Below are 12,658 nucleotides of genomic sequence, written 5' to 3' on the forward strand. Positions count from 1 at the left end.
CCCATGGCTTTCAAGATTGATCCGGAAAAATCCTACGATGTGAAGCTGTCTCGCGTCGTGAAGCGGGGGCGGTTCACCTACTACCCTCTGAACGAAATCAATATGCGTGGAACGTTGGTTGAGGCGATCCTTGCGCAGGAAGGTGACGAGGTGCTGGACTATGCCAGAGAGGTCTGACGGCTACCAGCTTCCATCGTGGCCAAAGACGCTGATTGATCGGCTATTGTGGAATTACACAATGGGCGATCTTGACGCTCGGCTTTTGACGGTGGAAGCGCGAGCAGCATCGTTCACGGAACTTGAAGAGCGAGGTATCCAAGCCTCACTCGACTACATTCAAGTGAATGTTGCGCCCCAGCTCGTAAACCTGAAAACATCCATCGATCTGGCGCAGGCCCAAATTGACCAGATCATTATCGGGGGTAAAGCACCCGACACGCTGAAGTTCGGCGGAAAGGAGCCTTCCTACTATGCGACGGCGCTCGCCCTGTCCGAAGGGCTTTCCGGCAAGGTTCCCGTTGGACGCAAGATCAACGGCAAAGAGCTGTCCGTAGACGTCGAGCTTTCCAAGGCTGACGTTGGGTTAGACAAAGTCAACAACACCTCGGACGCTGATAAGCCAATCAGCACAGCTACCGGGCAGGCCCTCGACAAGAGGATAACCGGACCAGATGGCGGGGTTGTTGCCGGTCAAGTCGTTGGCTTCGCTGATGACAAGGGAAACAAGGGCAAGGGTCTCACCCCTGAAGAAGTCCGGATATTTGCGCAGGTGATGAAGGGCGGCGCTGCGGGCCGTGATTACCTGATCAATGGCAACTTCCAATATTGGCGGCGCGGAACTAGCCAGACCGCCAAAGGGTACGGCTCCCATGATCGTTGGTTCAATAATTTTGAGTCTTCGGTCATGTCCACTGACCGGCTGAGTTTCGCGCCGGGACAAATCGAAGTTCCCGGTTATCCTCGCTTTTACTCCAGAACCTACTGGACGCCCGGCTCTGACAATGCCGGAGCTTACGCAGTCAAGGCGCAGACAATATATGACGTCACTAAATTTGCGGGCAAACTGGTGACATTGCATTTTTCTGCGAGGTGCAGTTATGCCCGACCGCTTCCGTTAGAGTTGGGGCAGAACTTTGGGTCTGGTGGCTCTCCCAGCCCCGGTGTTCTTACATACCTCGGAACAGTCGACGTAACGACTGCGTGGCAGCGGTTTAAGGTCAAATTTGTCGCGCCCGACATTGCCGGCAAGACCCTCGGAACAGACGATAATAGCAACTCGGACATTCTGTTCTGGCTGGATGGCGGGACAAACTACCGGGTTAGAAATGGTGGCCTGACCAGAAAGCCGGCCGGATGGATTGATCTTGCAATGGTATCAATTGTCGACGGCGATGCTACCGGCGAAGAATTGCCCGTTCCATGGTATGACCCCGACCTTGAACGACGCCGAGTGGACTTCTATTGCCAGCCACTCACGATGAACATGCGCGGCTACCTGCCGGGCAACGATTGGGCACTGGTTGCCCCGCTGCAATGGTCTGCCATGCGCCGCGCCCCGGATATCATCGATCTTGGGACCGGTAGTTTCTACAATGGCAAAGCGTTCAACTTTTACAACGTTGTACCTTACGGCGCTCGCGGCGAGCTTATCTCCGCAGGAGCTGGTGACGTCTACGCCATCGACAAGCGTTATTTGCTTTTTGCGGAGTGACACATGCCCATCGAGTACATCAGAGAAAAAAGCGACGGTTCATTCGAGGGCGGTCCCTTTGCGGATGGGTCAACCTACCTCAACTTCGGCAAGGAAAGCCCATTATGGGAAGAGGTTGAAGCGTGGATCGCGGCGGGCAATACGCTGGAAGCGTATGTTGAGGTTCCGCCACCGCCCCCTCCCATCACGCGCCGCCAGCTTCGATTGACTTTAGTCCGAAACGGAATTTCCCTGTCTACCGTCGAGGCCGCAATCGAAGGGATGCCAGAGGGGCTGGAAAAAGCTGAGGCACAAATAGAATGGGCCGATGCAAGCACATTCGAGCGGTCGCACCCGACCCTTTTGTTGATCGCGTCAGCGCTCGGTCTGACTGAAGCGCAGATCGACGCCATGTGGCTTGAAGCCGCCTCGGCTTAGGCTCTCGGCCGAAGTCATAATAAACCCCGCCTCGCCGCCTCGGCGAGGCGCTCCCTTATTCCGGTAATGACCGGACACCCCCTTCAAAATCTGGAAACTATAAAGGAGTCCATAATGGCTGACCTGGCCTATGCGCATGGCGTGACCTTGACCGAAAGCACGGAAACCCCGTCGCTTCTTCGTGTCCAGCGCCAAGGCATCACTTTCATCAACGGCACGGCACCTGATGCCGATCCGGCCGCCTTTCCGCTGAACACGCCGACGCTCGTCACTTCTGAACCGAAAGCGAGCGGCCTCGGTGCGGACGGCACCTTGCTTGAAGACGTGAAGACGGTTTTCGGCGAAGGCGGATCGTGGTGCATCGTTAACCGCGTCGAGCACAGCGCCGATCCGGCAACTCTGCAGGCGAACCTTATCGGCGACCTGGTCGCGCGAACCGGCATTTACGCGGTGCTTCGCGCCAAGGGTCTGACGGGTTATCAGCCGCGCGTCATCATCACGGCAGGCAATACTGGCGCATGGGTGGAAGCCGGCGTCGTATCGGTTTCCGTTGTTGCCGAAGGCTCCAAACTGACTGAGCCGCCAATCGTGAAAGCAACGGGCGGCGGCAATGATCAGGGCAAGGAGCTGCCGACGCTGGAAGCCGTCATGGGTGAAGGGACCAACGCGGATAAGGTTGTGGCCGTCCGCGTCGTCAAGCCCGGCAAAAAGCTTTCGGAGCAACCTGTCATCAGTTTCGAAGGCGGCGGCGATGATGCCGCCAAGGTGCTGCCGGAAGCGACTGCGAATGTCGGTGACGTGGCTAATCCTTTTGTTTCGGCTCTGAATGCCGTTACCCCGAAAATCCGCGCTCGCGCTTACATCAGCGGCCCGAACACGACAAATGCCGAAGCCCTGCGCTTCCGTCGCACCATCAACGGTGGTCGCATTCTGGTTATTGATCCGAAGGTCATCAAGAACGTGAATGGCGTTCCAGTGACAAAGCCCGTCGCTGCTGTGTTCGCCGGCGTGCGCTCTCGCGTCGTGGCATCCAGTGAGGGTGTATCCGGTTCGGTTTCGAACAAGATCATCCGCACCATCGACGGCGTTGCCCGCACGATCATGTATCCCGATGATTCCAACTACCTGAACGAAAATCAGGTGGCGACGATCATCAACGAGCGTGGCGGCTTCCGCACCTGGGGTAGCCGTCTGGCGACTGATGATCCGATCTGGCAATTCGATAACGTCCGCGCCACGGCCGACATGATCAACGAGTCGCTGGAAGATATCTATTTCGCTTACGTGGATCGCAAGTTCACGAAGGCGAATATGAAGATGATGATTGAGGACGGGAACGCCGCCCTTCGCGTCTTCAAGAACAATGATGACATTCTCGGCGGCAGGTGCTGGTTCCCGGCGCTGAATGATCCGACCTTGATGGCAAACGGCAAAATCTTCCTGCACGTCGAGTTCGAGCCTGTTGCCATCATGGAGCAAATCCACATCACCACTCACCGCAACATTCTCTACTACCGGCTTCTGCTGGATGAAGTGAATGGGCTTATCGAAACCGGCCCGCTCTCGGTTGCCGCATAAGGAGTAGCCAGACATGGCAGAAAAATCCCTACCCCGTTACATCCTTCGCGATTGCATGCTGTGGGCAGATCGCCAGAGCCAGCTTGGTCAGATCGGCGAAATCACGCCGCCCGTGCCGGAAGCCAAGCGCGAGGGGATGCGCAACGCTGGCATGATCAAGGAACGCAACGTGCACCTTGGTTACAATGCGCTCGAATTCAGCTTCAAGATGCCGGGCCTCGATCCGGACATTCTGAAGCTCTTCGGCCTGAAGCCCGGCGCTGACACGCCTTTCCTCGTGACCGGCGCGCATGTCGATGAAGATGGCACCACGCATAGCGCCGTCATGTCCATTCGCGGCAAGCTCTACAAGCCCGATCCGGGCACCTGGAAGGGTGGCGATCTGGCCGCAAACGACTACGCCGTGGACGTGAATTACTACAAGCTCGAAATCGACGGCGACGAAATCTACGAAATGGATGATTTTGAATTCAAAGTCGGTGGCGTCTCGCAAAACGCCGACATTCGTACCGCGCTCTTGCTCTAAGGGCGCGTCACTCCCCTCCCGAAATTCTCCTTTCATTCGGCCCGCTTCGTGCGGGCCATTTCTTTGAGGTTCTACCATGACCGAGACTGTAACCGTTGCCCTCGCAAAGCCCGTCACCAATGGCGACACCACAATTTCCGAACTGACCTTCCGCGAGCCGACGGTGGGTGATCTGATCATCGGCGACCAGATGACCGGGCAACTTTCCAAGATGACCGCAATCCTCGCCTCGATCTCTGACACGCCCCTGCCGGCGTTCAAGAAGATCGGCGCGAATGACTTTTCCAAGATCGTCACCGCGACGGCCGGCCTCTTGGGAAACGAGAAGAAGAAGGACACGACTGGCGGCTAATCGCCGTTTTCGTCTCCGAACGTCACTCCACATCGCTTGAAGCAATCGAGCGATGGTCTCCTAAAAAGCTGCTGGCCTACTTCGAAAAGTCCTGTGAGCTTTCCAAGATCATGAGGCAATAAATGTCTGTCGTGCAAAGCACCCTGCGCATCTCCCTTCTGGAAGATGTCGTCGCCAAATCTGCGCCTATCTTCCGCACTCTCGACCGGCTGCAAGGCCAGCAGATGAAGGCGTTCGCGCCGATGCGCGGGCTGATGGGGCAGGCCATCGCGCTGGGTGCCGGCTACCTCGGCGCGACCGAAGGTATCTCGGCGACGGCCGGCGCTGCCATCGAGTTCGAAACCGCTTTCGCTGACGTGAAAAAGGTTGTCGAGGCGACCGACGAACAATTTGAAAACATGCGCCGTAGCATCCGGCGCATGTCCGGCGAAATCCCTCTGGCCGCAACCGACATTGCAGCCCTGTTTGCGGCGGCCGGCGAGTCTGGCGTGGCGACTGAGGATCTACAAAGTTTCGCCGAAATGGCCGCCCGTGTCGGCGTCGCCTTCGACATGACGGCGGCCGACGCCGGCGAAAGCCTCGCCAAGCTCAAAACCCAGCTTGGTTTGAACGTCGCCGAAACGGGCGATATGGCCGACGCCATCAACCATCTCTCAAACAACATGGCCTCCAAGGCCAAGGACGTCACCGAATTCATGCTGCGCGTTGGCGCCATCGGTGAGATGAGCGGCTTTGTGAAAGAAGACGTCGCGGCCATGGGTAGCGCCATGATCGCGGCCGGCTCGGATGCCAGCACGGCCGGCACGGCGATGAAGAACGTTATCCGCGCTTTGGCACGGGGCGACTTTGCAAAGAAGTCGCAGCGTGACGCGGCAAAAGCCCTCGGCCTGCATTTGCCCACCATCGCAAAGGACATGCAGAAAGATGCCAAGGGCACCTTGCGCAAGGTTCTTACAGCCATCGCCAAGGCTCCGAAGCATCAGCAAACTTCGCTCCTGTCTGAATTCTTCGGTGATGAAGCGAGCGCCTTCATGCCGCTGGTGGGCAACATTCAGTTGCTCGACCAGGCGCTCGCATCCGTGGCCGACCGGACGAAATATTCCGGATCGGCTTTTGCCGAGTATGTCCAGCGCGCAAACACCACGCGCAACGTCCTCGATCTCTTGGGCAACAAGATTTCCAACAAGTTCTCCGAGATGGGTGACGCGATGTTGCCATCCATCCGCGAGGGCGCTCAAGCCATCGGCGAAATCATAGATACGCTGGGAAACAGAGTTACGCTTCTCGATAAAGTGACGCTCTCGCTTCAAGGGTTCGCCCAAGGCCTTGGCTACGATGGTGGAGTGCGCGATATCGTAAACGACTTAGGCGATTTGCTGCTCGGCCCCGTTGACCCCAATGCGGCCGACCGCATCGGCAGCATCTTCATGAGAGCTAAGGAATGGGGTGCGTCAATTCGCGAGCTGAATGAAGCGATCAAAGATAACCCGATTGCCAAGTTCCTTGCGGAAATGTCCGGCTACGGCTTCCAGCTCTTTTTGTACGCCTCGGGCATTGCGATGCTGGCCGGCACCATTCGCAAGCTTGCGGGGGCGCTGATGCTTCTTTCCGGCGCGAGTACCGCGCTTTCAATCCTCAAGACGATAGGAACCTTGAGTGAGTTTCCGGGGCTGGGTGGCGATGGTGGAAAACCGGGCGGGAAAGCCTCGAAAGGCGGGGGCGGCAATGTCCCTGACGTTCTGCCATGGTACAGTCAGGCTGGCCAGTGGCTGAAGGGTTTCGGTTCGCAGCTCGGCTTCGGCCTGTCCGTCCAGAGTTTGGGCGACACCCCCGGCGACACGTTTGACGATCAGGTCAAGAACCAGCAAAAGTACAAGGAAGCTTTGCAGAAGCTCTTTGGCCTCAACAAGGATGCTTCGGGGGTTTCCGGCTGGGATAGCTTCTGGTTCGGCGATGCAGCCAAACCGGATTTCAGCTTTCGCGAACACGCCGGTATTTCTGGCGTCGGTGGAACCGGGGGCGGTGCACCGGCGACGGCCAGCGCCTCCGGTCAGCCGGTCTTGGCGCGCATCGACGCGGGATCGCTTCCGCTGATGGTCACACCTAACGGCACGCAGGATGTCAGGGTGACAAACCGCGAGCCTGTTAGCGTTACGGTCCACAACCAGATCAGCATCACGGGCGTTTCCGATCCGGAGGCGGCCGGCAATGCAGCCGCTGCGCAAGTCGGCGAAAAGGTGCGGCAGGGTGTTGAAAGTTCTTACAGCGATTAGCGGATGAACCCGTTCGCCTTGGCAGTCCTGCGAATCTGTGTGCAATGAGCCGCCTTCGCAGCCTCCGACATGTTTTTCTGCTGAAACTTTTTCCCCTCAGTTAGCAGCTGAAGGGTTGATGCGAAGCTCATGTCGTCAGCTGCGACGGCTTTGTCGATATAGGCGGCGATCATTTCATGATCGTACGTCAGGCCGCAGATTTCTTCAGCGGCCAGTATCGTTCCTAACTGAAGCGCAACGTCGCTGGAATCTTTCTTCGGCGCTGCGAACGCAACGGTCGCGAACATCAGCAGCGGTGCAAGTATCAGCGTTGGCTTCACCGCTGTTCCCCCTCTTATTCATCATGCTTCGCCAGAGGTAAAATATGTCCGGTTACACGTCAATGATGCTCGGCGGCTTCGGTTTCGAGGCGCTGGGCTTCGGCTATCAGGGTGTCAAACGCTCCCTAAATACCCAATGGACTGAAGTGGCTGTGGGGCAAACCCTCAACCCCCAGCAATGGACCGGCCCAACGTCAGACGAAATCACCATCGCCGGCGTGATCTTCACCGAAGAATTCGGCGGGCAATCGCAGCTCGATGGGATCGCCGCTGAAGCGCTTGCCGGCGTGCCCATGATGCTGGTGACGGGTGATGCGGTCGAGGGTGTCATTCGAGGCATTTTCACGGTGCAGGGTATCGAGGAAGATAAGTCCCATCACAACGCGCGGGGCGAGGCTGCGCGCAACGCGTACACCATCAAGCTCAAGCGCCAGCCGGACACAACGCCCATGCCCGGTGGTTCCATTCTGGATCGCGCCACAAGCTTCCTTTCCAATCTCTTCCGGTGATTTGCCATGTCGAACACATACATCACGCGGCAGGGTGAAACCGTCGATCTCGCCTGCCTCGCACATTACGGCCGGACTGAAAAAGTCGTCGAGGCCGTGCTTGAAGCAAATCCGGGCCTCGCGGCGCTGGGCGTGGTGCTGCCGCTCGGCACCACGATCATCATGCCGGCCATGCCGTCCACCACGACGCAACCGCGCCTTGTCAGCCTTTGGGATTGAACCATGCATCCACGCGTCGAAGTCACCATTGACGGCCAGCCCGTGGCCGGCACGTTCTATGAGCGTCTGAAATCCATCACAGTGACCGATAAGGAAGGCTTGAAATCCGACACGGTCGATATCGAGCTGAACGATGGCTCGCCCGATTTTCTGGCCCTGCCCCGCAAGGGTGCAATCATTGCGGTCCGGATGGGTTACGGAGAAAATCTCGGTTCGCTTGGCACTTTCACGGCAGACAAGATCAATGGCTCTTGTCTGCCCTATGGCCTGTCGATCTCCGGAAAGGCCGTGGACTTCCGAAGCGGCAAGCTGAAGGAACGGCAGGAGCGGGCATGGGACAAAAAATCCCTTGGCGATATCGTCTCGCAGATCGCCGATGAAAGCGGCCTGACGCCGGCGATTGATTCCGACCTATCGAAGTTCGTTTATGACTGGATCGGCCAACAGGACGAAAGCAATCTGCATTTCCTGCGCCGGCTCGCCCAGCGCCATAACGGGCTTTTCTCGATCAAGCAGGGCCGGTTGCTGTTCTCGAAGCTGGGATCGGGCAGATCGGCGAGCGGCAACAATATCGGTAGTGTCATCATCACCCGTGAAATGGTGCTTCTGAACACCCTGAAATTCGACATCGGCGACCGCACCAAATACAGCAAGGTCGTTGCCTACTATCAGGACAGCGATAAGGCGCAGCGCGTCGAAATCGAAGCGGACGCGGATGCGGACGGCGAAAGCGTCTATCGCATTCCGGAGCCGTTTTCCTCGCCTGATGAAGCCGACAAGGCGGCGCAGGCGAAAGCCAAAAGCCTGAAGCGTGGCGAGGGTAGCACATCGGTCACGGTGATTGGCGATACCTCGATCTGCGCCGGCGCTCCCCTGCTCTACGCCGGCATTCGGCCGGGCCTTGATGGCGTGCCCTACATCATCGACACGGCCACGCACAAATATGTCGCGAAAGGCACCTTCACCACTGACATTTCCGGCAAACTCTACGATGGCAAATCATCGACGGAAGGCGACGATGATGATGGCGGCGGTTCCTCTGGCGGCGATGACGGCTCGAAGGGCGGAACGGAAGGTGGCGGCAAGGTCGCGCCGAACAGTGCACCTGGTACACCCGCAACGCCGGCGCACTTCCTGACGCCTCGGCTGGGGCGCACAGACGAAAACTAAATCGCTGATCGCCGGCGCAATGCGTCGGCCTTTCCTGTCTGGTCGCATCGCGTGACTTGGCAAAGTCCGGCCTCGCCGGGCGCTTGAACCACAAGGTTCAATCTCTCCCCTCGCCTCCGGGCAATCCTCATCAAAATCGGAGTTATCCTTATGGATGCGACAACGTTCTTCGCATATGCGAGGCGCGCGCCTTTTGGCGGCCGTCTCACGCAGGGCCAGATTGATGGCATGAATGCACTGTTCCGGTGCTGGGAATCTCACAAAATTCCCGCTCCGGATAAGCGCCACCTCGCCTACATTCTGGCATCGGTGTTTCACGAAACGGGCGGCCGAATGGTGCCCGTGCGCGAAACCTTCGCCTCGACCGACGCCGGCGCAATCGCTGCTTTGGACAAGGCATACAAAGCCGGCCGGCTGGGACAGGTCAGCAAGCCGTACTGGCGCAAAGGCGCGAACGGTAAAGCCTACTTCGGGCGAGGCGATATCCAGCTCACGCACGAAGAAAACTATAGAGTCCTCGGCGAGCGGATCGGCGTTGACCTGGTTGGCAATCCATCTCTCGCCCTCGATCTCGATATCAGCGCAGAGATTGCCATCGTGGGCATGCTGGAAGGCCTGTTTACCGGCAAGAAGCTGACGGACTATTTCAACCTCAAGAAGGATGATCCGATTGGCGCTCGGGCGGTCGTAAACGGGACCGATAAGGCGAAGCTGATCGCCGGCTACTACAAGTTCTTCCTTGATGCATTGGAGGCGGCGACCGTCGCCTATTATCAAGGCCAGCCGGACGATGTTGCCGAGCGCGATGCCCAGCCGGACAACGTGCCGGCCATGAAAAGCAAGTCGCTCTTGACGATCATCGGCAGCTTCCTCGGCGCTATCGGCCTCGGCGCGGTGGACGATCTGAAGGGCGTTGTTGAAAGCGGCGCAACCCTGTTCGGCGCGATCTCCAATCCGTGGGCCTTCGGTAGCCTGGTCTTTGCCACAACCGGGGCTGTGGTTCTGACGTGGCTTGTCGGTTCCGGCCGGATCACGATCAACCGGAGCGCCGCGCCGTAATGTTCGGTCTGGATGCCGGATGGCTGAAAATGGCGGCTGGGGGGCTTTTCTGCGCGTTCGCCCTCACCGCTGGCTCCTATCACCTCGGAAAGCACGAAGGGCGCTCCATCGAGCGCGCAGAGGGCGAGGCGAAGGCCGCAAAAAACGCGCTCCAACGCATCACCAACATGGAGAAAAACAATGCATCGTTCCGCGATCTTTCGCCTCGCCATCGTTGCCTCGCTCTCATGCGCTCTAGCGGGTTGCCTGACAGCGCCTGCGACGACTGAAGGCAGCGGATATCAGATTACGCACTTTTCAAGTGCGAAGGCGGCCCGGCTGGCTTCACAGGATGCAACGGCTGGCCCTGCCATCCACTCAAACAACCAGCAGTGCATGAAAGACCCTGCCTGCCGCAAATAGAAATCGTAAGGCTTCAAGGAAGCCAAGGGGCTGAAGGTGGACAAGTTCAACTCGTTCAACGAAATGCTGACCGCATGGGGCGGCGGGGCATTTACAACTATCATTGGCGCACTTGCCGGCCGCTTCATGTGGCACGGCAACGAAGCCAGAAAGGGCAACAGGAAGTTTTTCGGGCGCGAGCTGCTTTGGGAATTTCCGGTGGCCGTGGGTATGGCGCTAATCGGTGAAGGCGTTGCGTCATACCTCGGCATGAGCCAGCCCGCATCGACCGGGCTTATTGCCGCGCTCGCCTATCTTGGGCCGCGCGGAACGGAAGTTCTCTTCCAGCGCTGGTTTAGCAAAAAGGTCGCCTGACCTTGCAAGAACAACGGGCCGGCAGGAATCCCCTGCCCGGCCCGTTTCTATAGCTGCCCTCGGGTGGCCGCAGCCTCACGGCTGCAACAGCGGGTGCAGATTGGCGTCATACCCCGCCCGACAACATCAAAGATCATTGCCGCACCCTTCGCCTGCGCAGGCCGGTGCGGTTTGTCAGAAAAGATGGTCTTAGACAAATGCAAAATCTCTTTCAGTTTTCCGAAGTGCGGCCAGTGTCTCCCCCTGCCGCCTATCTCGGCGGTAAAAAGCAGCTCGCCGGCCGGATCGCTGCATTACTCGAACAAATCCCGCATGATCTCTATGTGGAACCATTCACGGGCATGGGCGGGGTATTCTTCCGCCGTCGCCTTGTGCCTCGCGCGGAAGTCATCAACGATATTTCCGGCGACGTGACGACGCTGTTTCGCATTCTGCAGCGTCACTTGCCCCAGCTGCTGGAGGTGATGAAATTCCAGATTACGTCACGGCGGGAGTTCGAGCGGCTGGCCGCGTGCGATCCCTCGACCTTGACCGATCTCGATAGATCGGCCCGGTTCCTCTATCTCCAGAAGCTGGCCTTTGGTGGCAAAATTTCCGGCCGGACCTTTGGTGTCGATACCACGGGCGGCGCTCGGTTCAATGTCACGCGGCTTACGCCGATCTTGGAGGAAGTCCACGAACGTCTCGCCGGCGTCGTGATTGAATGCCTCGACTGGCGCACGCTCATCGAGCGGTATGACCGGCCGGGCGCAATGTTCTACCTCGATCCGCCTTACTATGGCTGCGAGAACGACTATGGAAAGAACGTCTTCAAGCGGGACGATTTCGCGGAAATGGCCGAACGTCTCGGCACGATCAAGGGCCGCTTCATGATCTCGCTCAATGACCGGCCGGAAGTGCGTGAAATCTTCGGCCGTTATCCAATGACGCCGGTTTCGCTCACCTACACCATCCGGGGCGGCGAAGGCAAAGAAGTTGGCGAAGTCGTCATTCTTGACGGCAAAGAGCCTGCAATCCCAAACCTGCCGTTGCTATGAACAAAAAAAAGCCGCTCGGTTACGCCGGGCGGCTTTTTGCGTTTCTGGCGCTGGCTTCGGGAATGACATTCTAATTTCTAGCGTCGATCGCGCGCTCGAGCGGATCCACGGCAGCAATAAAATTACAAGATTGCGAACGAATGTTTCATGCCGGCGTCTCGGCCGCCGGCGAATGCTGAAATGATTTTCCTTCAGGGCTTTCGTGGTGGCTGATTGATCGGCAACCCATTGAGCGCTGCAATCTGCTCGTATGTGTCCTCGACCTTTGCCGCCGCGACCCGTGGATAATCCGCCCAGCCATTATGCGGCAAGATGGTCTGTTTTACGCCGTCAATATGACTGATAGACCAGCGCCACTTTGTCCTCATGGTGCCGGTGACTTCAAGCATAATGCGGCCGAATGACCGGTCGCCGTCCCATGCACGATAATCTTCATGACCCTCGTTTGGCCACGTTTCGCGCCAGCGGTAGCGCGGTTCCGGTCCGGGATCGTCGGGATATTTCTTCATGCCTCCTGACATGGGTGCCTGACAAATAATTGTAAAGGTTTCGGGCGCAGGCTGGTGTTATGACAAAGCCCCGTCGCCCTCAATCAAAGCCGCTGCTGCGCGATGATGGAAAGCCCATCCAATCGCGCCCGATCCGCAAGCGAAACAAGGCCCAGCCGGCATTGCCGCTGGAGCCAATGCCGGCGCGTGTCGAACCCGCCCTTGCGCTGCTGAAGCAAAAGC

General features: G+C 58.2%; 16 protein-coding genes and 1 pseudogene. 15 read left to right on the forward strand and 2 right to left on the reverse strand.

The features are described 5' to 3' along the window. Positions 1 to 3 precede the first annotated feature (3 nt). From ACUTJJ_RS14635 to ACUTJJ_RS14665, 7 genes are all read left to right on the forward strand, one after another. Complete coding sequence (locus ACUTJJ_RS14635) at positions 4 to 177, forward strand: hypothetical protein (RefSeq protein WP_445542615.1); 174 nt, start codon at positions 4 to 6, stop codon at positions 175 to 177. A 61-nt stretch (positions 178 to 238) separates the two neighbouring features. After that, positions 239 to 1,711, forward strand: a complete 1,473-nt coding sequence (locus ACUTJJ_RS14640) for a hypothetical protein (protein WP_445542616.1) — start codon at positions 239 to 241, stop codon at positions 1,709 to 1,711. A gap of 3 nt (positions 1,712 to 1,714) precedes the next feature. Further along, on the forward strand, positions 1,715 to 2,128 hold the full coding sequence (locus ACUTJJ_RS14645) for a hypothetical protein (protein ID WP_445542617.1): 414 nt from the start codon (positions 1,715 to 1,717) through the stop codon (positions 2,126 to 2,128). A gap of 114 nt (positions 2,129 to 2,242) precedes the next feature. After that, positions 2,243 to 3,706, forward strand: coding sequence for a phage tail sheath subtilisin-like domain-containing protein (locus tag ACUTJJ_RS14650; RefSeq protein WP_445542618.1), 1,464 nt, complete (start codon positions 2,243 to 2,245; stop codon positions 3,704 to 3,706). A gap of 13 nt (positions 3,707 to 3,719) precedes the next feature. Next, entirely contained in the window at positions 3,720 to 4,232 is a 513-nt protein-coding gene (locus ACUTJJ_RS14655) for a phage major tail tube protein (protein WP_404492740.1), read from the forward strand. A 76-nt stretch (positions 4,233 to 4,308) separates the two neighbouring features. Continuing rightward, positions 4,309 to 4,584, forward strand: a complete 276-nt coding sequence (locus tag ACUTJJ_RS14660; protein ID WP_142182531.1) for a phage tail assembly protein — start codon at positions 4,309 to 4,311, stop codon at positions 4,582 to 4,584. A 122-nt stretch (positions 4,585 to 4,706) separates the two neighbouring features. Next, complete coding sequence (locus ACUTJJ_RS14665) at positions 4,707 to 6,857, forward strand: phage tail tape measure protein (RefSeq protein WP_445542619.1); 2,151 nt, start codon at positions 4,707 to 4,709, stop codon at positions 6,855 to 6,857. Here ACUTJJ_RS14665 and ACUTJJ_RS14670 read toward each other — a convergent pair. After that, complete coding sequence (locus ACUTJJ_RS14670) at positions 6,854 to 7,177, reverse strand: signal recognition particle (RefSeq protein WP_445542620.1); 324 nt, start codon at positions 7,175 to 7,177, stop codon at positions 6,854 to 6,856. The two genes, ACUTJJ_RS14665 and ACUTJJ_RS14670, sit on opposite strands and share 4 nt — an antisense overlap. Before the next feature lie 44 nt (positions 7,178 to 7,221). Here ACUTJJ_RS14670 and ACUTJJ_RS14675 point away from each other — a divergent pair, with 44 nt between their 5' ends. From ACUTJJ_RS14675 to ACUTJJ_RS14705, 7 genes are all read left to right on the forward strand, one after another. Then, positions 7,222 to 7,686 (forward strand): phage tail protein, encoded by a 465-nt coding sequence (locus tag ACUTJJ_RS14675; protein ID WP_443407258.1) that lies wholly within the window; start codon positions 7,222 to 7,224, stop codon positions 7,684 to 7,686. 6 nt (positions 7,687 to 7,692) lie between these two features. Continuing rightward, positions 7,693 to 7,905: a tail protein X gene (locus ACUTJJ_RS14680; RefSeq protein ID WP_020811263.1), complete on the forward strand. Its 213-nt coding sequence runs from the start codon at positions 7,693 to 7,695 to the stop codon at positions 7,903 to 7,905. Between the two features lie 3 nt (positions 7,906 to 7,908). Further along, a complete protein-coding gene (locus ACUTJJ_RS14685) occupies positions 7,909 to 9,075 on the forward strand; it encodes a phage late control D family protein (RefSeq protein WP_445542621.1) in 1,167 nt (388 codons plus the stop codon). A 150-nt stretch (positions 9,076 to 9,225) separates the two neighbouring features. After that, on the forward strand, positions 9,226 to 10,134 hold the full coding sequence (locus ACUTJJ_RS14690; RefSeq protein WP_445542622.1) for a glycoside hydrolase family 19 protein: 909 nt from the start codon (positions 9,226 to 9,228) through the stop codon (positions 10,132 to 10,134). Then, a complete protein-coding gene (locus ACUTJJ_RS14695) occupies positions 10,134 to 10,403 on the forward strand; it encodes a hypothetical protein (RefSeq protein ID WP_020811207.1) in 270 nt (89 codons plus the stop codon). The genes ACUTJJ_RS14690 and ACUTJJ_RS14695 overlap by 1 nt, the downstream gene beginning before the upstream one ends. A 196-nt stretch (positions 10,404 to 10,599) precedes the next feature. Next, positions 10,600 to 10,890: a phage holin family protein gene (locus ACUTJJ_RS14700; RefSeq protein WP_031234067.1), complete on the forward strand. Its 291-nt coding sequence runs from the start codon at positions 10,600 to 10,602 to the stop codon at positions 10,888 to 10,890. A 197-nt stretch (positions 10,891 to 11,087) separates the two neighbouring features. Beyond that, positions 11,088 to 11,927: a DNA adenine methylase gene (locus ACUTJJ_RS14705; protein ID WP_020811209.1), complete on the forward strand. Its 840-nt coding sequence runs from the start codon at positions 11,088 to 11,090 to the stop codon at positions 11,925 to 11,927. Between the two features lie 191 nt (positions 11,928 to 12,118). Here ACUTJJ_RS14705 and ACUTJJ_RS14710 read toward each other — a convergent pair whose 3' ends face one another. Next, positions 12,119 to 12,436 (reverse strand): hypothetical protein, encoded by a 318-nt coding sequence (locus tag ACUTJJ_RS14710; RefSeq protein ID WP_020811210.1) that lies wholly within the window; start codon positions 12,434 to 12,436, stop codon positions 12,119 to 12,121. A 59-nt stretch (positions 12,437 to 12,495) separates the two neighbouring features. On the opposite strand from ACUTJJ_RS14710, the pseudogene ACUTJJ_RS14715 reads away from it, so the two are divergent. Further along, positions 12,496 to 12,658: pseudogene (locus tag ACUTJJ_RS14715) on the forward strand (non-homologous end-joining DNA ligase); the annotation flags it as partial.

This window comes from Agrobacterium sp. DKPNP3 (genome assembly GCF_052686535.1).

Excerpts from the sequence above, each read along its gene's own strand:
- ACUTJJ_RS14645 (WP_445542617.1), top strand. The coding sequence starts at position 1,715 with ATGCCCATCGAGTACATCAGAGAAAAAAGCGACGGTTCATTCGAGGGC.
- ACUTJJ_RS14640 (WP_445542616.1), top strand. The coding sequence starts at position 239 with ATGGGCGATCTTGACGCTCGGCTTTTGACGGTGGAAGCGCGAGCAGCA.
- ACUTJJ_RS14650 (WP_445542618.1), top strand. The coding sequence starts at position 2,243 with ATGGCTGACCTGGCCTATGCGCATGGCGTGACCTTGACCGAAAGCACG.
- ACUTJJ_RS14660 (WP_142182531.1), top strand. The coding sequence starts at position 4,309 with ATGACCGAGACTGTAACCGTTGCCCTCGCAAAGCCCGTCACCAATGGC.
- ACUTJJ_RS14685 (WP_445542621.1), top strand. The coding sequence starts at position 7,909 with ATGCATCCACGCGTCGAAGTCACCATTGACGGCCAGCCCGTGGCCGGC.
- ACUTJJ_RS14695 (WP_020811207.1), top strand. The coding sequence starts at position 10,134 with ATGTTCGGTCTGGATGCCGGATGGCTGAAAATGGCGGCTGGGGGGCTT.
- ACUTJJ_RS14705 (WP_020811209.1), top strand. The coding sequence starts at position 11,088 with ATGCAAAATCTCTTTCAGTTTTCCGAAGTGCGGCCAGTGTCTCCCCCT.
- ACUTJJ_RS14655 (WP_404492740.1), top strand. The coding sequence starts at position 3,720 with ATGGCAGAAAAATCCCTACCCCGTTACATCCTTCGCGATTGCATGCTG.
- ACUTJJ_RS14690 (WP_445542622.1), top strand. The coding sequence starts at position 9,226 with ATGGATGCGACAACGTTCTTCGCATATGCGAGGCGCGCGCCTTTTGGC.
- ACUTJJ_RS14675 (WP_443407258.1), top strand. The coding sequence starts at position 7,222 with ATGTCCGGTTACACGTCAATGATGCTCGGCGGCTTCGGTTTCGAGGCG.
- ACUTJJ_RS14665 (WP_445542619.1), top strand. The coding sequence starts at position 4,707 with ATGTCTGTCGTGCAAAGCACCCTGCGCATCTCCCTTCTGGAAGATGTC.
- ACUTJJ_RS14710 (WP_020811210.1), bottom strand. The coding sequence starts at position 12,436 with ATGAAGAAATATCCCGACGATCCCGGACCGGAACCGCGCTACCGCTGG.
- ACUTJJ_RS14700 (WP_031234067.1), top strand. The coding sequence starts at position 10,600 with ATGCTGACCGCATGGGGCGGCGGGGCATTTACAACTATCATTGGCGCA.
- ACUTJJ_RS14635 (WP_445542615.1), top strand. The coding sequence starts at position 4 with ATGGCTTTCAAGATTGATCCGGAAAAATCCTACGATGTGAAGCTGTCT.
- ACUTJJ_RS14680 (WP_020811263.1), top strand. The coding sequence starts at position 7,693 with ATGTCGAACACATACATCACGCGGCAGGGTGAAACCGTCGATCTCGCC.